General features: G+C 65.6%; 16 protein-coding genes and 4 pseudogenes. 13 read left to right on the top strand and 7 right to left on the bottom strand.

The genetic code is table 11. From position 1 onward, the window contains the following. The first annotated feature begins 93 nt into the window (after positions 1 to 93). Complete coding sequence (locus M5I08_RS04205; protein ID WP_249762791.1) at positions 94 to 1,608, top strand: transposase; 1,515 nt, start codon at positions 94 to 96, stop codon at positions 1,606 to 1,608. A gap of 414 nt (positions 1,609 to 2,022) precedes the next feature. Next, positions 2,023 to 3,027: a glycoside hydrolase family 6 protein gene (locus M5I08_RS04200; protein WP_219069694.1), complete on the top strand. Its 1,005-nt coding sequence runs from the start codon at positions 2,023 to 2,025 to the stop codon at positions 3,025 to 3,027. 152 nt (positions 3,028 to 3,179) lie between these two features. Here the strand turns inward: M5I08_RS04200 and M5I08_RS04195 are convergent. Then, positions 3,180 to 3,572, bottom strand: a pseudogene (locus M5I08_RS04195) (DUF5313 domain-containing protein). A 283-nt stretch (positions 3,573 to 3,855) separates the two neighbouring features. On the opposite strand from M5I08_RS04195, the pseudogene M5I08_RS04190 reads away from it, so the two are divergent. The 11 genes and pseudogenes from M5I08_RS04190 to M5I08_RS04140 all read left to right on the top strand — a co-directional run. After that, positions 3,856 to 4,094: pseudogene (locus M5I08_RS04190) on the top strand (thiolase family protein); the annotation flags it as partial. 265 nt (positions 4,095 to 4,359) lie between these two features. Beyond that, positions 4,360 to 4,707: an ArsR/SmtB family transcription factor gene (locus M5I08_RS04185; RefSeq protein WP_219069723.1), complete on the top strand. Its 348-nt coding sequence runs from the start codon at positions 4,360 to 4,362 to the stop codon at positions 4,705 to 4,707. 4 nt (positions 4,708 to 4,711) lie between these two features. Next, positions 4,712 to 5,191: an NADH-quinone oxidoreductase subunit B family protein gene (locus M5I08_RS04180; protein ID WP_219069725.1), complete on the top strand. Its 480-nt coding sequence runs from the start codon at positions 4,712 to 4,714 to the stop codon at positions 5,189 to 5,191. Further along, a complete protein-coding gene (locus M5I08_RS04175; RefSeq protein WP_219069696.1) occupies positions 5,188 to 7,164 on the top strand; it encodes a proton-conducting transporter transmembrane domain-containing protein in 1,977 nt (658 codons plus the stop codon). Before M5I08_RS04180 ends, M5I08_RS04175 begins: the two co-directional genes overlap by 4 nt. A 5-nt stretch (positions 7,165 to 7,169) precedes the next feature. Beyond that, entirely contained in the window at positions 7,170 to 8,120 is a 951-nt protein-coding gene (locus tag M5I08_RS04170; protein ID WP_219069727.1) for a respiratory chain complex I subunit 1 family protein, read from the top strand. A gap of 10 nt (positions 8,121 to 8,130) precedes the next feature. Next, complete coding sequence (locus tag M5I08_RS04165; protein WP_219069698.1) at positions 8,131 to 8,793, top strand: hypothetical protein; 663 nt, start codon at positions 8,131 to 8,133, stop codon at positions 8,791 to 8,793. After that, positions 8,793 to 10,244, top strand: a complete 1,452-nt coding sequence (locus tag M5I08_RS04160; RefSeq protein ID WP_219069699.1) for a proton-conducting transporter transmembrane domain-containing protein — start codon at positions 8,793 to 8,795, stop codon at positions 10,242 to 10,244. Before M5I08_RS04165 ends, M5I08_RS04160 begins: the two co-directional genes overlap by 1 nt. Next, positions 10,241 to 11,719: a hydrogenase large subunit gene (locus M5I08_RS04155; protein WP_219069702.1), complete on the top strand. Its 1,479-nt coding sequence runs from the start codon at positions 10,241 to 10,243 to the stop codon at positions 11,717 to 11,719. Before M5I08_RS04160 ends, M5I08_RS04155 begins: the two co-directional genes overlap by 4 nt. A gap of 83 nt (positions 11,720 to 11,802) precedes the next feature. Next, complete coding sequence (locus M5I08_RS04150) at positions 11,803 to 12,159, top strand: ArsR/SmtB family transcription factor (protein WP_219069729.1); 357 nt, start codon at positions 11,803 to 11,805, stop codon at positions 12,157 to 12,159. A 186-nt stretch (positions 12,160 to 12,345) separates the two neighbouring features. Beyond that, positions 12,346 to 14,172, top strand: coding sequence for a phosphoenolpyruvate carboxykinase (GTP) (locus M5I08_RS04145; RefSeq protein WP_219069703.1), 1,827 nt, complete (start codon positions 12,346 to 12,348; stop codon positions 14,170 to 14,172). Positions 14,173 to 14,509: 337 nt separating this feature from the next. After that, a pseudogene (locus M5I08_RS04140) lies at positions 14,510 to 14,833 on the top strand (Crp/Fnr family transcriptional regulator); the annotation flags it as partial. Positions 14,834 to 15,359: 526 nt separating this feature from the next. On the opposite strand, the pseudogene M5I08_RS26550 reads toward M5I08_RS04140, so the two are convergent. The 6 genes and pseudogenes from M5I08_RS26550 to M5I08_RS04110 form a co-directional block, all read right to left on the bottom strand. Continuing rightward, positions 15,360 to 15,466, bottom strand: a pseudogene (locus M5I08_RS26550) (hypothetical protein); the annotation flags it as partial. A gap of 24 nt (positions 15,467 to 15,490) precedes the next feature. Next, positions 15,491 to 15,703, bottom strand: a complete 213-nt coding sequence (locus M5I08_RS04130) for a hypothetical protein (protein ID WP_219069709.1) — start codon at positions 15,701 to 15,703, stop codon at positions 15,491 to 15,493. A gap of 487 nt (positions 15,704 to 16,190) precedes the next feature. Then, entirely contained in the window at positions 16,191 to 16,604 is a 414-nt protein-coding gene (locus M5I08_RS04125) for a methane monooxygenase (RefSeq protein WP_249763113.1), read from the bottom strand. A 139-nt stretch (positions 16,605 to 16,743) separates the two neighbouring features. Then, on the bottom strand, positions 16,744 to 17,787 hold the full coding sequence (locus M5I08_RS04120; protein WP_219069713.1) for a 2Fe-2S iron-sulfur cluster binding domain-containing protein: 1,044 nt from the start codon (positions 17,785 to 17,787) through the stop codon (positions 16,744 to 16,746). Between the two features lie 364 nt (positions 17,788 to 18,151). Next, positions 18,152 to 18,631 carry an MmoB/DmpM family protein gene (locus M5I08_RS04115; protein WP_219069715.1) on the bottom strand — a complete coding sequence of 160 codons (480 nt, stop codon included), beginning with the start codon at positions 18,629 to 18,631 and terminating at the stop codon, positions 18,152 to 18,154. A gap of 77 nt (positions 18,632 to 18,708) precedes the next feature. Next, positions 18,709 to 19,896, bottom strand: coding sequence for a ferritin family protein (locus M5I08_RS04110; protein ID WP_219069717.1), 1,188 nt, complete (start codon positions 19,894 to 19,896; stop codon positions 18,709 to 18,711). Between the last annotated feature and the right edge of the window lie 105 nt (positions 19,897 to 20,001).

The following is a 20,001-nucleotide window of genomic DNA, read 5'->3' as shown; positions in this document are numbered from 1 at the left end:
CTGGTGTTTTTCGCGTGGCGTTGACCGGGTAACTGGGCGCGGTCAGCGAGAATGGTTGGGTGAGTTTGGGTTTGACGCCGAAGCAGGCGGATTTTGTGGCGGACGACGGTGGACTTCTGCGAGGGCCGGGTGGCGCCGGACTCGATTTACGGCGTGCTGCATCGGGAGTGCTTGAGCTTGTTCGGCGATGAGATGTTCGCTGACATGTTCACTGATGTGGGCCGGCGCAGTGTGCCGCCGACGATTGTGGCGGTGGTGATGGTGCTGCAGCGCATCGAGGGCCTCTCGGATCGGGAGGCGGTGCAGCGGTTCGCCTTCGACGCGCGCTGGAAGTATGCCGCCGGCGGGCTGGACTTCGATTATCCGGGGTTTGTGCACACGGTGCTGGTGGACATGCGCGCCCGGCTGGCCCGCTCGGATCGGCCGGACCGGATCTTCGAGGTGACGTTGCAGGCCGCCAAGGCCGCCGGGCTGGCCGGACGCAAGCGGGCGCTGGATTCGACCCCGCTGTATGACGCGGTGGCCACGATGGACACGGTCACGCTGATCCGCTCGGCGATCCGGGGGCTGTTGGCGGTGGCCGGCGCGGAGCTGCGCGCGCGGCTGCGCGCGCGGCTGTCCCGCGACGACGATTACGCGCGGGCGGGAAAACCGGTGTGTGACTACGACGATGCGGAGGCGCGCGAGGAGCTGGTGGACGCGCTGGCCCGCCACGGGCACAAGACCTCCGCGCGGGGTTTCGACGGATACAAGGGCCACATCGCGATCGACCCCGGCGCCGAGATCATCACCGCCGCCGAAGTCACCGCGGGCAGCGCCGGCGACGCCGAACCCGCCACCGACCTGCTGGCCGGCGACCTGCCCGCCCCGCCAACCGGCGACACCAACACCGCCGACGGCGATTGCGTTGATTCCCAGGACGACTCAAGCCTCGGTAGAAGTGCTGGCACGACGACCGCGGCCGGCGCGGCCGGACACGCTCACGGCGACGGTGACGGTGACGGGAGCGCCCCCAGCGTGCGCGGCGCCCAAGACCAGCCCGGGCCGGCGGTCTACGGCGACGCCGCCTACGGTGCGGGCAAGCTGCTGGCCGTGCTGGAAACCGCGGGCGCCGACATCGTCGCCAAGGTGCAGCCACCGACCGCGCCGGGCGGCCGCTACGCCAAGGACCGCTTCGCCATCGACCTGGCCGCGGGCACGGTCACCTGCCCGGGCGCGGTGGCCGTGCCGATCCGCCCGGCCACCGCCGGTGGCGGGACCGCGGTGTTCGGCCCGGCTTGCGCCTCCTGCCCACTGGCGGCCCAGTGCACCAGCTCGACCGCCGGGCGCACCATCGCGATCAGCCGCTACGAGGCCGAACTCACCCGCGCCCGCACCGCCCAAGCAGATCCGGCCTGGGTCGCCAACTACAAGGCCACCCGCCCGAAAGTGGAACGCAAGATCGGCCACCTGATGCGCCGCCGCCACGGCGGCCGCCGTGCGCGCATGCGCGGCACCACCAAGGCCGCCGCCGACTTCTCCCTACTGGCCGCCGCGATCAACCTCGCACGCCTGGGTGTGCTCGGAATACACCGGGAAGGCGCAAACTGGGCCGCAGCCGCGACCTGAGGCCGGCGGCGATGCCAACCGGCCCACCAGGACCGCCTCTAGACCGGCCAAGCAACGGAATCACCAATCCCGACAACCGAATTCACCCGAGCTAGGCCACTCACGATCACGCGAGCACTACCCGATAGCCCGACCGGTCAACCAGCGCCCCCACAATGGCCGTTCGACACCAGCCACCTAGCGCAAACCCAGCATCGAAGCAGCGTGTCGCCAAATCCATCACCGCAGGTCACACAGCTGGAAGTCAACAACGCCGGAACCCTGATAACGACACCAGAGGGGCCGTTTGGGGCGCACGCACAGTGAAGGGGCGCTCGAAACACCTAAACGGCCCCCGGAAACAAGCGCAGATCGCGCCATCACCTGCCGTCGGCCGATTGGCGCCCGCGGCGCCGGAGCACTAATTTTCCTTGGGTGACGTTCTCAGCTGCTGGTGCAGCCGCGCAGTGGATCGCCCGCTTCCTAACAGTTGCCGCACTCGCCGGCATGGGTTCTTTCGCCGACCCGGTGCAGCTCGGTCCCGCCCCAGCGGTGCGCTTAGCCGACGAGGCCAACCCGTTGGCCGGCATGCCCTTCTACGTCAATCCCACCTCGGTGGCCATGCGCGCCGCGCAGCATGCCGATCCGCCGAGCCCCGAGTTGACCGCCATCGCCAACACGCCACAGGCGTATTGGATCGTTCCGGGCTCCTCGGCAGGCACGGTCGGCAAGTACACCGGCGAAGCGCAAGCTGCCGGCGCCATCCCCATTCTGGCGATCTATGGAATCCCCCACCGCGACTGTGGCGGCTTTGCCGCGGGTGGCTTGGCGACCGCCGACGACTACCGCGCGTGGATCGACCTCATCGCATCCGGCCTGGGCACTTCGCGAGCGGCTATCATCCTCGAACCCGATGCACTCGCCATGGCCGACTGCCTGTCAGCTGACCAGCGCCAAGAACGCTACGACTTGATTAGTTACGCCGTCGACACGCTGACGCGCAATCCGGCCACGGCCGTGTACGTCGACGGTGGTCACTTGCGCTGGCATAGCCCCGAAGACATGGCCGCCAGACTCAGCAAGGTCGATCTCGCCCGTGCGCGGGGTTTCAGCCTCAACACTGCGAACTTCTTCACCACCAATGACGAAATCGGCTACGGCGAGGCGATATCGGAGCTCACCAACGGTTCACACTACGTAATCGACACGTCGCGCAACGGCGTCGGACCAGCGCCCGATTCCGGCCTCAACTGGTGCAACCCCAACGGCCGAGCACTGGGCACTGCGCCTACCGCGACTACCGCAGGCGCGCACGCCGACGCCTTCTTGTGGATCAAACGACCCGGCGAATCCGACGGAACATGCAATAAAGGAAATCCGCCGGCAGGCACCTTTGTGAATCAGTACGCCATCGATCTGGCACACAATGCGATCCATTAGGACATGCCAATGAAACGGCCCCCACACCAGGGATTTTGCCGCCGCCCCTGAGGGTCAAATGTGCAGGTAACAAGGGTGGCACTGCTCACTTGCCGCGCCGTGTCGCACCGATTTGAGACGGTTTCACCGCGTTTTGTTCCCAGAATTCCGTCCTATGGCCGGGGGCCGTAGCGCTCGATGTAGGCGCGGTGGATGTGAGCATCGCGCTTACGGGCCAGCTCGTCGACGAGGTCGGGGTCGAGGCCGTGCTGCGCGAGGCGGTGCCGACGCCACACTTTGTTGAGTGCGTGCGAGAAAAGGATAAACGGCAGGAAGATCGGCAGGGTCATGCTGGCGTGGACGTACAGCGTTGTCGGGATCAGCCAGAACGGGGCGAGCACTAGAAAGGCCGGAATGATGACTCACATCATCGTTCGCGCAGTGGCGCCTTTGCCTGCGAGGTCGTTACGTACCCAGTCGCGCATCGAGGCGGGCAGGATCCGTCCGTAGCTGTAGGCGATGTATTGGACGGCGGTCGGTCGACTGCGTTGTGGGTCGTTGTTCATCGGGGCTCCTGGCTGGGGTGTGCCTCTGTCGGGCGGGGCCGAGTTCCACCGCCATCGGTTGGTCGATTAATTGCGAATGTTAGCAATTACAAATATAGCCGACTCACCGGAGCCCGTCCCTCGCGGCGTTCCCCAGAAGTCGGGCGGGAATCCGCAGTGTTGGTCTTGACCAGGCACTTGCTTGGCTTCGCGTGTAGGTAGCTGCGTTCACCGGACCTCAGCGACTCCTGTGCTGCAAGGTGGCGGCCCGAGCCAGTTTCCCGTCGATGGAGGAGGGTGTTCGATGCCGGAGGCGTACATCGTTGACGCCGTTCGCACCGCGGTGGGCAAGAAGGGGGCGCGCTCTGCGGGGTGCACCCCGCCGACCTCGGTGCCGGGGTGATCACGCAGCTGCTCGAGCACAATCAATTAGGCCCGACGAAGATCGACGATGTCATTTTCGGCTGCGTCGACGCGATCGGCCCGCAGGCCGGCAACATCGCCCGCACTGCCTGGCTGGCAGCCGGCTTCCCGGAGCAGGTCGCCTCAACCGAGTTGCTCTGCTGCTGGGCGCATGGCGTGAGACCCCGATGATCCCCACCGACGGCGGGCTGGGAACCCGGCCTCTCCACGTTCCGATGGATCGGGATGCGGCGTCATCGGCGTTTTCCCAGGCCATCCACGTCATTCTAACAAGATGCTTAATTGCTTATAATCGCAATTGAGGATGTCTGGCTCTAGCGTATTCACTATTTGATAGTTTATTAAACTAGGTGGATCGGTGGAAATCGAACTGGTCGGGAGATGCGTGGTGTCGGAGCCGTTGTACGAGCTGAAAGCGGAGTTCTTCAAGACTCTGGCGCATCCGGCACGGATCAGGATCCTGGAGTTGCTGTCGGTGCGGGACTGGTCGGTGGGTGAACTGGTGCCCCAGGTGGGCCTGGAATCATCGAATCTGTCTCAGCAGCTGGGGGTGCTACGAAGGGCGGGTATGGTCGTGGCGAGCAAGGACGGTAACTCGGTGATTTATTCGATCGCGTCGCCCGACATCGCGGAGTTGCTGTCGGTCGGGCGCAAGGTGTTGACCGGGATGCTCAGCGACCGGGTCGCGGTGCTGGAGCACCTGCGCGCTGCCGGCTCTGCGGTTGGCCGGTAGCGGTATGGGCTGGATGAGCAAGATCGTGCGCGTCGGCCGTGTCGTCGAGCGGGCTCATAATGCGCCGGAGTCGGTGATGGAACCGCCTGCGGGAGTGCGGGGTTCACTGCAGGTTCGTCATGTCGATGCCGGCTCGTGCAACGGTTGTGAGGTTGAGATATCCGGTGCGTTCGGGCCGGTGTATGACGCGGAACGGTTCGGGGCGCGGTTGGTCGCATCTCCCCGGCATGCGGACGCGTTGTTGGTGACCGGGGTCGTGACCCGGAATATGGTTGAGCCGCTTCGTAATACGCTCGCGGCGACGCCACAGCCGCGTGCGGTGATCGCGTGCGGTGATTGTGCAATCAACCGTGGTGTGTTCAAGGATGGGTATGGCGTGGCCGGCGCGGTGGGTGAGATTGTGCCCGTCGATGTCGAGATCGCGGGTTGCCCACCGACCCCCTCGCAGATCGTGGACGCTCTGCGCTCGGTAACAGGGAAATGACGGCGACACTCACGGGCGCTGCGTTGGAAGCGCCAAAAGCGTCGCGCCGCAACGTCATCGATTCACGTCTGGCCGGCTTGACCGCGTCGGGCCTCGGAATTGGCGGGGCGGTGTGCGGGATCGCGGCGGTGTTCGGCGCGCAGCAACAGGTGCATATCGGCTGGCTGCTTCCGTTGTCCGGGGTGCAGCTTGACCTCGATCCGGTCGGTGGGTTCTTCATGGCGTTGACCGGCGCGGTCGCGGTTCCGGTCGGCTTCTATTTCATCGGCTATGCCCGGCGTGAGCATCTGGGCCGAGTTTCGCTGGCGGTGTTGCCGCTGTTCGTTGCGGCGATGCCGTTGGTGCCCGCCGCCGGCTCGGTCACCACGTTTCTGTTCGGGTGGGAGTTGATGGCGATCGCCTCCCTGGTGCTGGTGCTGGCCGAACACACCCGGCCAGAGGTTCGCTCGGCGGGCCTGTTCTATGCGGTGATGACCCAGCTCGGCTTCGTCGCGATCCTGATCGGGTTGATGGTGTTGTCGGCGGCGGGCGGCGGCGGGCGCTTCGCGGACCTGACGCGGGTGAGCGGCGGTGCACGGACCGCGGTGTTCGTCCTGACGATAGCCGGGTTCGGCTCGAAGGCGGGTCTGTTGCCGTTGCATGCGTGGCTGCCGCGGGCGCACCCGGAGGCGCCGAGTCCGGTGTCGGCGTTGATGAGCGCGGCGATGGTCAACCTGGGCGTCTACGGCATTGTCCGGTTCGATCTGCAGCTGCTCGGCCCAGGTCCGCGCTGGTGGGGCATCACGCTGCTGGTCGCAGGAGGCGTGTCCGCGGTGTACGGAGTGCTGCAGGCGTCGGTGGCGACGGATCTCAAACGGCTGCTTGCCTATTCGACCACCGAGAACATGGGGCTGATCACCCTCGCACTGGGGGCGGCAACGCTGCTCGCGGATTCGGGCGCCCGCTCGGCGGCGACGATCGCGATGACCGCGGCGCTGCTGCACCTGATCGGGCACGCGGCCTTCAAGAGCCTGGGATTCCTCACGGCCGGATCAGTGCTGGCCGCGACCGGGTTGCGCGATCTGGACCGACTCGGGGGGCTGGCTCGGCGGATGCCCGCGACCACGGCCCTGTTCGGGGTGGCCGCGCTCGGCGCATCCGGGTTGCCGCTGGGCGCAGGTTTCGTCAGCGAGTGGCTGCTAGTCCAGTCGTTGATTCACGCCGCACCGCGGCACAACACGGTCGTGGCCTTGGCGGCGCCGCTGGCGGTTGGGGCGGTCGCGCTCACCGCAGGACTCGGCGTGGCGGCGATGGTGAAAGCGTTCGGCATCGGGTTCCTGGCCCGCCCGCGCTCGCAGCCGGCTGCCGATGCGCGGGAGGCGCCGGCCAGCATGCTCGCCGGGATGGCGCTCGCGGCGACCGGCTGCGTCGTGGTGGCGGTGGCGCCGCTGGTCGTCGGGTCCACGTTGCGGCGGGTGCTCACGGAGCTGCCCGCGTCCCGCGCAGTGGTGTTCACTGACTTTGGCGCTGTGCTGCGGCTGCCAGGGGTGCACGGCTCGATCGCGCCGGGCGTGATCGCCGCGGCCCTGGCTGCCGCCGTGCTGGCCGCGGTCGGCCTGGCGCGTTGGCAGTCGCGGCGGCGCCCGGATTCGGTGACGTTGCCGTTGTGGGCATGTGGCGCAGCCGAACTCACCCCACGGATGCAATACACCGCAACGTCGTTCGCCGAACCGCTGCAGCGCGTGTTCGATGACGTGCTGCGCCCGGACACCGACATCGAAGTCACCCATCTCACCGAATCGCGGTACCTGGCCGAGGCCGTCACCTACCGGACCCGGATCGCCGACGCGATCGAGGAACGGCTCTACGCCCCGGTCGTCGGGGCGGTAGCCGCGGCCGCTGCGCTGGTAAGGCGCGCCCACACCGGCAGCGTGCACCTCTATCTCGCCTACGGCATGCTGGTCGTGCTGGTCGTGCTGGTGGTGGCCCGGTGAATGTGATGTCCTACGTCGCGGGGGCCGCGCAGATCGGCGCGGTGATGGCCGGCGCGCCGTTGGTGATCGGCGCGATGCGCCAAGTGCGGGCACGGCTGGAGGGGCGCGCCGGCGGTGGTGTGCTGCAACCTTGGCGCGATCTGCGTAAACAGCTCGGTAAACAGCAAATCACCCCGCGGGGCACCACGGTGGTGTTCGCCGCCGCGCCGGCGATTGTCGCCGGGACGACGCTGCTCATCGTCGCGGTCGCGCCGATCGTCGCGACCGGGTCCCCGCTGGATGCTGCTGCCGACCTGTTCGCCGTCGTCGGCCTGCTGTTTGTGGGCACCGTCGCGTTGACCCTCGCTGGCATCGACACCGGTACCTCGTTCGGCGGCATGGGCGCCAGCCGCGAGATCACCATCGCGGCACTGGTCGAGCCGACGATCCTGCTCGCCGTGTTCGCATTGTCCATTCCCGCCGGCTCGGCGAATCTCGGTGCACTGGTGACCAACACCGTCGATCACCCCGGGCAGGTGGTGTCGCTGACCGGCTTGCTGGCGTTCGTCGCGTTGGTGATCGTGATCATCGCCGAGACCGGCCGGCTACCCGTCGACAACCCGGCCACGCACCTGGAGTTGACGATGGTGCACGAGGCGATGGTCCTCGAGTACGCCGGTCCGCGCCTGGCGCTGGTCGAATGGGCATCGGGGATGCGGCTCGCGGTGCTGCTGGCACTGCTGGCCAATCTGTTCCTCCCATGGGGGATCGCCGGCGGCCATCCGAGCGCGCTTGACATCGTGATCGGGCTCTTGGCGATCACCGCCAAGGTAACCGTGCCGGCGGTGACGCTGGCCGGCGCCGAGGTGTTCATCGCCAAGCTCCGGCTGTTCCGCGTGCCCGAGCTGCTCGCCGGGTCGTTTCTGCTTGCCCTGCTCGCGGTGACGGTGGCCAACTTCTTCACCACGCGGGCCTAAAGGGACAGCGATGAGCGACGCGAAGTTTGCGATCCTGATCGATTTCGCCGCGGGCGGCCTCGTGCTGGCGGCGGTGCTGATCGTGTGGCGGCGCGACCTACCGGCCATGTTTGGGCTTCTTGCCTGGCAAGGCGTTGCGCTCGCCGCAATTCCGCTCGTTCGTGGTGTGCACGACGACGACGCCGCGTTGATGGTCGTGGGCACCGCCGTACTCGTGCTGCGCGCCATTGTTTTGCCGCGGCTGCTGGCCCGCGCTGTGGGCGCCCAGCAACGCGACCAACGCGACGCGACACCGCTGATCAACACGGCTACCTCGCTGCTGATCGCCGCGGCGCTGACCGTCGTCGCGTTCGCGGTCAGCCAGCCGATAGCGAACCTAGAACCCAGCGCCACCACCAACGCGGTCCCGGCCGGGCTCGGGGTCATTCTCGTCGCCCTGTTCGTGATGACGACCCGCCGGCACGCCGTGTCTCAGGCGGCGGGATTTCTGATGCTCGACAACAGGATCGCCGCGACGGCGTTTCTGCTGACCGCCGGTGTGCCGCTGATCGTCGAACTCGGGGCGTCGCTGGACGTGCTGTTCGCGGTGATCGTCATCGGAGTGCTCACCGGCCGGCTGCGACGCACCTTCGGCGGCGCCGACCTGGACCAACTACAGGAGCTACGCGACTGATGACAGGACTGTTACTGGCCGCGGTGCTCGCGCCGCTGGCCGCGGCGGGCGCCGCGTCGGCGCTCGGGTGGCGCCGCCTCACCAGCTCAGTGACCGTGCTCTCGGCGACCACGGTGCTCGGCTGCGGTGCAGCGCTCGGGTTCACCGTCGGGTCGCGCCAGTACTTCGCGCTGGGTGGCCTGCTGCGGGTCGACGCCCTGTCGGTCACCATGCTCATTGTCATCGGGGTTGTCGGCACGCTGGCCACCTGGGCCAGCATCGGCTACATCGATGCCGAATGCGCCCACGGCCACACCGACGCCGCCGGCGCCAGGCTGTACGGGACATTGACACCAGCGTTCCTCGCCGCGATGGTCCTGGCGGTGTGTGCCAACAACATCGGCGTGATCTGGGTGGCCATCGAGGCCACCACGGTCATCACCGCCTTCCTGGTCGGGCACCGCCGCACCCGCACCGCGCTGGAAGCGACCTGGAAATACGTCATCATCTGCTCGGTCGGCATCGCGATCGCCTTCCTGGGCACCGTGCTGCTGTACTTCGCCGCACGCCACGCCGGCGCGCCGACCGCGCACGCACTGAACCTCGACGTACTCACCGCCTACGCACACACCCTCGATCCGGCGGTCACCCGGCTCGCGTGCGGTCTGCTGCTGATCGGCTACGGCGCCAAGGCCGGGCTGGCGCCCTTTCACACCTGGCTGGCCGACGCGCACAGCCAGGCGCCAGCCCCGGTCTCGGCGCTGATGAGCGGGGTGTTGCTGTCGGTGGCGATGTCGGTGCTGATCCGCATCAAACCGATCATCGACGCCGCCGCCGGCCCCACATTTCTGCGCGCCGGGCTGCTCACGGTCGGGTTGGCCACGCTGCTGGTCGCTGCGCTCATGCTGACCGTGACCGGCGATGTTAAACGGATGCTGGCGTACTCGTCGATGGAGAACATGGGGTTGATCGCAATCGCGGCGGCGGCCGGGACCACGCTGGCGATCGCGGCGCTGCTGCTGCACGTCCTGGCGCACGGCATCGGCAAGACGGTGCTGTTCCTGGCCGGCGGACAACTGCAGTCCGCACACGGCTCCACCGCCATCGCCGACATCACCGGCGTCGTGCAACGCTCACGCCTGATCGGCGGGTCGTTCGCCGTCGGGCTGATCGTCCTGCTGGGCCTGCCGCCGTTCGCGATGTTTGCCAGCGAGCTGGCCATCGCCCGCGCGCTGGCTGATGCCCGGCTGGCCTGGGTCCTTGGCGCCGCGATGCTGCTGATCGCCATCGCTTTCACCGCGCTGGTGCGCAACGCTGGCCGTCTGCTGCTCGGCCCTGCGGCCGCCGCGGCGCCCCCCATCACCGCGGCCCTGCTCGTCGGCGTCGCCGCCTCGATCGTCCTCGGTGTCACCGCCGGCCCGTTCACCGACCTGTTCAGCGCCGCCGCAAGCCAGATCGGAGCCCTGCGATGACGTCGGAATGGTCGCGGCAGCGGGTGTCGGCCGACGAACTGCCCGACAGGGCCGAAGAACTCACGGCCAGCGGTTTCCGGCTGGCACTGGTCGCAGCCCACGATGACGGAGACAGGTTGCGGGTCGTCTATCTGTTCCTCGCCGGCTGGCCCGACCGCCGTGTCGAGCTCGAACGCGTTCTCCCCGCCGATGATCCGTCGCTACCGTCGCTGGCGTATCTGTCGTTCCCGGCCGGCCGCTTCGAGCGCGAAATGCTCGACCTGTACGGCATCCGCCCGATCGGTCATCCCCGGCCGCGCCGCCTGGTCCGCCACGCGCACTGGCCCGAAGGCTGGCATCCCATGCGTATCGACGCGGGCCCGGCGCCCGAATTCGCGGCGACCGGTCACTTCCCGTTCCTCACCGTCGAGGGCGCCGGGGTGTATGAGATCCCGGTCGGCCCGGTGCACGCCGGGCTGATCGAATCCGGCCACTTTCGGTTCTCCGTCGTCGGCGAAACCGTGCTGCGGGTCAAGGCACGGTTGTGGTTCGTGCACCGCGGTCTCGAGCGACTTTTTCACGGCCGCATCGCCGGCGGCGCAGTCGATCTCGCCGAACGGGTCAGCGGTGACACCTCCGCCGCGCACGCTCTTGCGCACAGCCTCGCCGTCGAAGACGCCCTCGGAATCGAGGTGCCCGACCATGTGCACCGGCTGCGGGCCCTGCTGGTCGAACTCGAACGGCTCTACAACCACGCCACCGATCTCGGCGCCCTTGCCAACGACGTGGGATTCGCCCTGGCCAACGCGCACGCCCAACGCATCCGCGAACAACTACTGCGCGTCAACGCCGCTGTCACCGGGCACCGGCTGCTGCGCGGGGCCATCCGCCCGGGCGGCGTCACGCTGCATACGCTCCCCGACGCGGGGCAGCTGCGCTCCATCGCCGCCGACCTCGCCGAGGTTGCCGAGCTGACACTGGGTAACAGCGTCGTTTACGACCGCTTCACCGGCACCGCCGTCCTGCGCAACGACGACGCCTGTGCCATGGGCTGCCTGGGATATGTCGCCCGGGCAAGCGGCATTCGCACCGACGCCCGACTCGAGCACCCCTTCGTCGCGCTGCCCGTCACCGAGATCACCCAGTCGGCGGGCGACGTGCTGGCCCGCTACACGGTCCGGCGCGACGAATTCGCCGCCTCCGCCGCGTTGGCCGGCCACCTGGTCGAATCGCACACCGGCGCCACCGAACACAGCACACCGACACCGGCGGTTGGTGGCCCGCGCAGCGGTGTCGGCATCGTCGAAGGCTGGCGCGGCACCATCGTGCACCGCGTCGAGGTCGCCGCAGATTCGCGTATCACCCGCGCTAAGATCGTTGACCCGTCCTGGTTCAACTGGCCGGCGCTGCCGGTCGCGATGGCCGATACGATCGTCCCCGATTTCCCGTTGACCAACAAGAGCTTCAACCTGTCCTACGCCGGCAACGACCTGTGAACAGCGACACCATTCCAATTGACGTAGTTATTTGCTAAAATTCGCAAGTAACAAACATAGTGTTTGTTGTCAGTTGGGAGGGCATCGTGGCCAAGTCGCGCCAGCCGCTGTATCAGATGAAGGCGGACTTTTTCAAAACGCTTGGCCATCCCGCTCGCATCCGCATACTCGAGCTGCTCAGCGACCGTGAATACGCGGTGTCGGAGATGCTGCCCGAGGTCGGTGTCGAGCCCGCCAACCTGTCACAACAGTTGGCTGTGCTACGGCGCGCCGGTTTGGTGACCGCCCGGCGGGAAGGGCTGTCGGTGTCCTACACGCTGACCTCGCCACGGGTCGCCGAACTGCTGGCTGTGGCGCGGGCCATCCTCACCGGAGTCGTCGCCGGCCAGGCGGAACTCCTCGAAGACCTGCCCGCGGTGATCGCCGAAGCCACCGGCTGATGTCGGCCGAAACGACGGCGGCAGGCGCTTCTGCTGCTACTTGCATAATTTCTAAATTCAATGCATCAGGTGGGTCTGGGGTCACCCGCCTCGACGGAGCCGAATGGCCCGCGGCTGGCCAGCGCCATCGCCCACCACGTATCGCAAACCCTCACCGATAACACCGATAACACCGGAGGAGATTTCATGACAGCCACCGTGAGCGCGCACGCCAGCGCCCCAACAACCAACCCCGCGGTCATCGACTGGGTCCACACCGTGGCCGACCTGACCACACCCGACGCGGTGGTGTGGTGTGACGGCAGCGACGACGAATGGCGGCGTCTGACAACACTTCTGGTGGATAAGGGCACCTTCGTGCGGCTACCACGCAAGCCCAACTCGTTCTGGTGCACGTCGGACCCCGAGGATGTGGCGCGTGTCGAAGACCGCACCTTCATCTGCTCGCAGCAGGAGTCCGACGCCGGGCCCACCAACAACTGGATGGACCCGGTCGACATGAAAACCGTGATGACCGAGGAGTATCGCGGCGCGATGACCGGGCGCACCATGTATGTGATCGCATTCTGCATGGGACCGCTGGATGCCGCCGAACCCAAGTACGGGGTGCAGGTCACCGATTCGGAATACGTGGCGGTCTCCATGCAGATCATGACGCGCTCGGGCACCCCGGTGTGGGAGCAACTCGCCGACGCCGAGTTTGTCCGCTGCCTGCACTCGGTAGGCGCGCCGCTGCATCCCGGGCAGGCCGACGTGGCGTGGCCGTGCGACCACACCAAGTACATCTCCCACTTTCCCGACGAACGCACGATCTGGAGCTACGGCTCCGGCTACGGCGGCAACGCCCTGCTGGGCAAGAAATGCTACTCGCTGCGCATCGCCTCGAAGATGGCCCGCGACGAGGGCTGGCTGGCCGAGCACATGCTCATCCTCAAACTCACCAACCCGCAGCGCGAGGTGCACTACATCGCCGCCGCCTTCCCCTCCTCGTGCGGCAAGACCAACCTCGCGATGCTGCATCCCACCCTCGACGGGTGGACCGCGCAAACCATCGGCGACGACATCGCCTGGATGCGATTCGGCGACGACGGCCGGCTGTATGCCACCAACCCCGAAGCCGGATTTTTCGGCGTCGCCCCCGGCACCAGCGCGCGCACCAACCCGCACGCGATGGCCACCATCGAACGCGGGAACTCGATCTTCACCAACGTCGCCCTCACCGACGACGGCGACATCTGGTGGGAAGGCATGACCGAAGACCCACCCCGTCATCTCACCGACTGGAAACGGCGCGACTGGACCCCGGACTCGGGCGAGCCCGCCGCGCATCCCAACTCCCGCTACTGCACCCCGATCCAGCAATGCCCCACTGTGGCGCCCGAATGGAATGATCCGGCCGGCGTACCAATCTCGGCGATCTTCTTCGGCGGTCGGCGCGCCAGCACCATCCCGCTGGTCACCCAAGCCTTCAACTGGCAACACGGGGTGTTCCTGGCCTCCACCCTGTCCTCGGAAACCACCGCCGCCACCACCGGCACGGTCGGCGTCGTACGCCGCGACCCGATGGCGATGCTGCCGTTCATCGGCTACCACGTCGGCGACTATTTTCAGCACTGGCTCGACATCGGCGCGAACGCCAACCCGGACTTATTGCCGAAAATCTTCTACGTCAACTGGTTCCGCCGCGGCGACGACGGCTCGTTCCTGTGGCCAGGCTTCGGCGAAAACACCCGGATACTCAAATGGGCACTGCAACGCATCGACGGCGGCGTCGACGCTCTCCGGACGCCGATCGGCGACATCCCTTACTTCGACGACCTCGACCTCGACGGATTCGACAGCGCCGCATACGACGACACGAAAGTCCTTGCCGCGCTTAAGGTCGACCCGACCGAGTGGGCAACCGAGATCGAATCGATCGATACGTGGTACGCAACCATCGGTGGCAACAAACTTCCCGACGCCCTACGACGGGAGCTGGGCAACCTCAAACAACGACTCGCCGCCGGTTAGCTGGCGATGCAGCGTCGCGCCCACAATGTGGTCCGGCGCCGAATTCGCTCCCGCGCACATGGCCGCGGACAGGTCTCTTCAGACCTATCGATGACCCTAAGTCAGTAAGGAATCGTAATGTTCACTCTCCCAGTGCCTTTGCGATCCCGCTCACATTCGTCTGTGGCTTACAAAGCGACGTCGGTTGTGATGGCCGCGACGTTAGCACCGGATCGCCGACCGCTGATTGCGGCGGCTTAGCTTAGTGGTTGCTGCGCCGAGTTGCCCAGCGGGCAACGTAGACGCAATTCTGGCCCGGTCTGCGATTTTTCAGGGAGTCGAGCCCAGCGCGCTACCCGTGTCGATCTTCGACCCAGGGCCGCGCGCGACCGGTGCGACCACGATCAGCGAGGTTCGCGCGGTGTCGATGGACCGCGACGCGCTGCGCGCCTGGATCGCCAAGCAGCTGCTGCAGCTCGCGCGGCGGTTCGGCAGCCAGGAGGGCGGCGCGCTGCGCGTCACCCACGAGCTGACCCAAGACAAGATCGCCCAGCTGGTCGGGGCATCGCGGCAGAGCGTGAACAAGGCGCTGGCCGCCTTCGCCCACCGCGGCTGGATCCGGTTGGAGAGCAAGAGCGTACTCGTCACGGACTCCGAATCCGTGGCGCGCCTGGCGCGTTAGGGATCCCGCAACCCGACAATCCCGTCACAGGAGCCGGACGATCGACAACACCAAGTGGAGCCCGCGCCGAATCGGTGGCTACTCAAAGGCCTTGTCCAATGTGGTGTTTGCCCTGCGCCGACGTGACGCGGCACCAGCGGAGTTGCTGCGCCTGGCATCGAAGTTTGATGTGGCGGGACCGGTCCGCCGTGCGCTCGACGTGGCCGCTGCAAAAAGAGCCGTCCGACGCGCAGTACTGCGGCCGGACGCGCCTACCCGGATCTGGCAGCGCCGTGCCCGTGCCGAGGGCCGTCCTACCCAAGAGTGGCTTATACTGCTGTTGTCTCACCTAACCCTGTCACACAGGGCATCGCGTCGGGGTGCTCTCTCCGGCGTTATCGGTCAGGCGGGGCACCGTCGATGTCCAAGGCGAGGAGCAGCAGAAACTCGACGGCATCGCCAACGATATTTTCTTGCGCACCAACGAGTTTGGCGGCAGACAGCGCACCATCGCCTCGGGTGACTGGCGGCGACGGCGACTGCGCCATTTGTCGACGATCTTGACCTGGTCGGACTCGCCGGTGCTGAAGCTGTTCCAGAACGGAACCCGGCGCGCTGCGGGGGATGCGACGCTCCGAACAGCAGGACGCGCACGGCACCTTGCTATCGCCCAGTGACCTAACTGCGGTCCTCGGCGGACAGGCGCCAAATCTGCGGAGTCGTCACCCGGGCCTCCCCCAAGTCTTTGCGTACTCGGGGCTGGTCGGGATCCCCCAGTAGCTGTTGTCTCGATTCCGTCGACCAAGACCACGACCCGGTCGCCGATTCGGCGCGCAAGCCGGTGTTGCCGGCGGCCGCGGCGTCGTCGGCGTCGGTGGCCGACAGGTCCAAGCCCGAGTTCGCCAGCCAGTTTCTTCAGCTGCCCCGTGCACCAGATCACCGGTGGTGCAGCCGGCGCGAGTCCGCAGTTGGACGTGTGGGCGGGTCATAATCTCAGCGTGCCGAGGGGGGCGCTGGGGGTTCGCGGTTCGAGGTGACGAACGAAGGGGCGGGGATGCCCGCCCAAAGCCCTCTCGCGGGCCATCTACGGCGTATTTTGGAAACAACGACCGGGGGGGTAGACACCTCAGAAGGCTTGCGCGGTAGCCAAATCCCACCGAGAGCGGCCTGTGGCCCGTGCCACCGAACCCGGGGAAGCTCTTCGAGCCCAACGGCTGTTCCCCGGTGTGCAGGCCAGTGTCGCCCAACGAGACGCATCGCCGGCAAGGCGTGGCTCAATCAAGTTGGCCTCGACGGGCCTCGCGCTGTTACGCGACGACCCGCCGAGGCCAACCTCATGAAGCACCACCAAATCGATTATCGAACCTCTGTTCGTCGATTAACCCGACTGGACTACGACACCGCGCATCGCGCGAAACTCGGCTTCCGTCATCGCGCTGAAGTCGATCATGCGGTTTTTCTGCAGCAGTTCGGCGATTTTTCGCTCGGTCGGCATGAACAGGTTCGTCGGCATCATCGGCGGCTTGTACTTCTTGCGGAACTCGTCGTTGACGCGTTCGATCTCCTTGAAGTCCGAACCGGCGGCAGTGGCCCGCTTCAGCGCGTCCGCGCACACCGCGGCTGCATCCTCGCCGAAAAGGGTCCGCGTGCGAAACTCATCGTCCGACATCGACGCCAACCTCAGGACCGCGACACGCTTTTCCAGACGGTTCTCGACCCAAAGCGCGTCCTGGTCGTAGAAACCCCAGTGGTCGGCCCGCCATTTAGCGAGCACCTTCACCGCGTCGCCCAAGTCCGACAACCGGTCGGCCTGTTCCGCCCACTTGTTGCGCAACTCGGTGTCGCCGTACATTGTCTGTTCCGTCCGCCACGCGGCACCCTCCGGCACCGCCTCGGCCCGCGCGCGCCTCCGCCCGCTCGTTTTTCTCAATTCAGCCATTGCTTTCCTCCAATTTACTGGGCACGAAGTCTTCGTGGTGGCGCAGTTCGCGGGCCACCCCTGCCGCTTCGAGCATTTCGGTTGTTGCTTCGATCATTTTCGGCGGCCCACAATAGTAGTACTCGAACTGCGACCGATCAGTCGCCGAAATGAATCTTTCGGCGACTGCTGTTGCGGTGCCGACGTCGCCAGTCCACGATTCGTCGGGATTGATCACGCCGTAGAGCACCTTGAGGTTGGGCAGTTGCTTACCCAGCCCCTCGAGTAGCTCCACGCCGAACACGTCACCGACATTGGTGTTGCCGAATATCAACACCGCATGCCGGTCGGGCTGGTTAGCAGCCATATCGCGCAGCATCGCCAGCACCGGCGCCAGACCAGTGCCGCCGACAATGAACACCGGAGTGTGATCGTTGCCGCGAAGGATGAACGACCCCAGGGGCCCGTGCACGTTGATGGCTTCGCCCACACATGCGTCGCGACTGATATAACTGGAGAACTTCCCGTCTGGATAGACTCGAATATAGAACTCCAGCTGCCTCGAGTCGTCACACACGTTGGCCATCGAAAAGTCCCGGCTCACACCGTTTTCTAGCGTCAGCCGAACGAACTGCCCGGGCAGGTAGCGCAGCACGTCTTGGGCTCCCATCGTCTGAACGACGACCCTGGCGACCGTCTCCGACACCATCGCGACCTCTAAAAGCCTGCCGCGCCGTTCGGTCTCCACGTACTGCTGCACCATCGTGAACGGGTAGTCGAACTCGAGCTCCAGATCCGAGGTGGGACGAAGCCGACAGCCCAGCACAAATCCCTCTTCCTCGTCGCTGGGTGTCAGCGCGTACACCGAATGCGGCAACAAGGCGCCGTATTCGCCGTCCGCGAGGAAGCATTTGCAGGTAGCGCACACCCCCTCCCGGCATTCGCTCATCAAAATCAGACCTTGACGCAACGCGGCGGTGATGATGTCCTCGTCCGCCTCGCAGGTGATCTCGGCCTCGTGGTCATCGTCGAAAAACAGTTTCACGTTATAACTCATAGCACCTCCCTTCCCGCGAGCCCTTCGCTGTCCGGCAATATGGTCACAACCGACCTCGCAGGTAGCGAAATATGGCCATAGACGACGAACATGCCGATTGTTCGGAAATAGAGCAACCGCTATACACTTCGTCGTCGCCGCAATATATGGTCCACACCCAGAATGGCTCGTCTTCGACCACGACCACGACGTAGTCTCCGTCTTCGAGAACGATGCGTTCAATACCGTCCACGAGCGACCCCTCTCTCGCCGCTAGGAGTGGCGGGGGAGCCTGTAGCTCCCGCACCACTCCCAGCAGCCGACCTACCGATCACAGCTGCGCGCCGGAATCCTTCACGTGACGCAAATTCACTGCTGCAACGCGCTAGTTCGGCTTTGCAGCGTAAGCGCTTCCATCGTCGCGGTACCGCGGCAGCGGTTTGTCGAGGCCCATCAGCTCCGTGGTGATGATGAACGTGTTGCCGTCGTTGTAGGCACGACCGACCGTGGTCGAAACATTGACCATCAGATCGAAGACATCGTAGTGGTGGCCGATAAGCGGCTCCATCACTTCCGTGTCGATCTCGATACTGCCCGAGTTTTCGAGCCGATAGTACGGGCCTACGTCTTCCACGATGAATGTGTCGACGTCAGCGTATTCCTCCAAGAGTTCCTCAACCACGGTCGTAGTTTCGAAAGTCTTCATCAAGGCCAGCACCACCCGATCGGACGCGACCACCGGCTTATCGGCACCGGACCCGATCATCCTGTCTTGCAGCCCTTTCGGGTCTTTCTGCCTCGCCGCGCGTTCCGCTGACGTGTATGTTTGGGCACCTGTGTGCTTGCCCACAGTTGTCGATGCCATGCTTTTTTACCTCCAGAGAAGAGAATTGATCGATAGTCCAGTGATTCGATGCTCGCCTGAAGTCGGCAGCCGCTCCGTCACTTCGAGTTCCGGTACCCTGCGCGAACGCTTTTGACGAGCTTGTCGACGTCCACCTCCAGCTCGAACAACGGTGCGTACTTGCGTGCCCAGTCGCCGATAACGGAGTACGCGGCTTCCTCCGCTGCGCCCGCACCACCGGCTCCGTGCAATATATGGGTGCGGCCGAACATCGGAGCGAAATCGCGCATAGCGGCCACCGACTGGGCCAGCCAATCGCGGGCCCACAGTCGCATCAGCTTGCGGTTGTAGTCACCGTACTTGGGATCCTGACCCAAGCAGCGGCCGAACAACTCTATGGCCCATTTGCCGTCCATCTCTATCGCGACGATATTGCTCCACAGAATCGCCGGCGTTATCTGGTCGCCGTGAAGCGGCGCGAGCCGGTGAAAGAACTGTTGGCGGCTGAAACGGCCGAAAAGCGGTTCATGGATCATCAAAAGCGCGAAAATCGTCTCGATATTGTCCCAGGTGTCGCCCCACAGTCGTTCGACGACAGCGCGGTCCGTGCGGTATACCGGATCAGACATCCAGCACTGCTTCGCCGGCGCCACGTCTGCCTCGAACCCTTGGATGTTCTTCGACAAAAACACCTTTTCGGCTTGAATCGTTTCGGCGTTGTCCAGGTGGTCGAAGGCGCAGAGGATGACGGCGCCACGAAGCATGTCGGCGAGCACGTCGCGCGCCGGCGCAATCAGCGAACCGAAAACCCCATACTGGTCATGCGCCAAGGCACCGAAATAGGTGGGCAGAATTTCCAACGCCCACTCCAGGTCCATGTCCTTGTACATGCCCTGGTTGGCGTAGGCCGCCATAGTGTTGATGGCGGCCTCGTTCTCCTGAGCTTTTTGCGCCGCGAATTCCGGAGTGTTGCGCCCGTTCGGGTCGCGAAATGCGAACCAGTCAATGGTTTTCGCTTCGGTGCCGTAGTTCTCCCACATCTGGCGGCCACCGGAGTAGTTGTTGCAGAACCCGCCCGTGTTCAGGCCACCGGAAATCCAGTCCGGACCCGGCTGTGAATACAGCATCAACATTTCGTACTCGGAAATCCGCTTGCGGAACGGGTTCGCGTAATACTGGTTGGTCCGTTGCGTATCGATCGGCGCCCGATCGATGTCGTAGGCAGGGTTCAGAAATGGCCGGACGTTACGCAGATGTTCGGTGCCTGCTGTCTCGGTGGTTGTCATTTGTCCTCGCTAACTAGTTTCGTGTTGACGCTGCGCTTGTCGCAGAAGGCGTAGCGCAGCTGTTCCGGTGAGATGATCACGGCTGCCCACAGTGAGCGGCCTGCC

It is taken from the genome of Candidatus Mycobacterium methanotrophicum, from assembly GCF_023515995.1.
Lineage (GTDB): Bacteria > Actinomycetota > Actinomycetes > Mycobacteriales > Mycobacteriaceae > Mycobacterium > Mycobacterium methanotrophicum.
Note: the sequence above shows the minus strand (reverse complement) of the source record. Positions and strands in the feature narration are given on the sequence as shown.

What these genes read in the sequence shown, in the direction of transcription:
- M5I08_RS04180 (WP_219069725.1), top strand. Translation starts at nt 4,712, where the DNA reads ATGGGCTGGATGAGCAAGATCGTGCGCGTCGGCCGTGTCGTCGAGCGG.
- M5I08_RS04155 (WP_219069702.1), top strand. Translation starts at nt 10,241, where the DNA reads ATGACGTCGGAATGGTCGCGGCAGCGGGTGTCGGCCGACGAACTGCCC.
- M5I08_RS04170 (WP_219069727.1), top strand. Translation starts at nt 7,170, where the DNA reads ATGTCCTACGTCGCGGGGGCCGCGCAGATCGGCGCGGTGATGGCCGGC.
- M5I08_RS04175 (WP_219069696.1), top strand. Translation starts at nt 5,188, where the DNA reads ATGACGGCGACACTCACGGGCGCTGCGTTGGAAGCGCCAAAAGCGTCG.
- M5I08_RS04115 (WP_219069715.1), bottom strand. Translation starts at nt 18,631, where the DNA reads ATGGCATCGACAACTGTGGGCAAGCACACAGGTGCCCAAACATACACG.
- M5I08_RS04120 (WP_219069713.1), bottom strand. Translation starts at nt 17,787, where the DNA reads ATGAGTTATAACGTGAAACTGTTTTTCGACGATGACCACGAGGCCGAG.
- M5I08_RS04110 (WP_219069717.1), bottom strand. Translation starts at nt 19,896, where the DNA reads ATGACAACCACCGAGACAGCAGGCACCGAACATCTGCGTAACGTCCGG.
- M5I08_RS04145 (WP_219069703.1), top strand. Translation starts at nt 12,346, where the DNA reads ATGACAGCCACCGTGAGCGCGCACGCCAGCGCCCCAACAACCAACCCC.
- M5I08_RS04165 (WP_219069698.1), top strand. Translation starts at nt 8,131, where the DNA reads ATGAGCGACGCGAAGTTTGCGATCCTGATCGATTTCGCCGCGGGCGGC.
- M5I08_RS04160 (WP_219069699.1), top strand. Translation starts at nt 8,793, where the DNA reads ATGACAGGACTGTTACTGGCCGCGGTGCTCGCGCCGCTGGCCGCGGCG.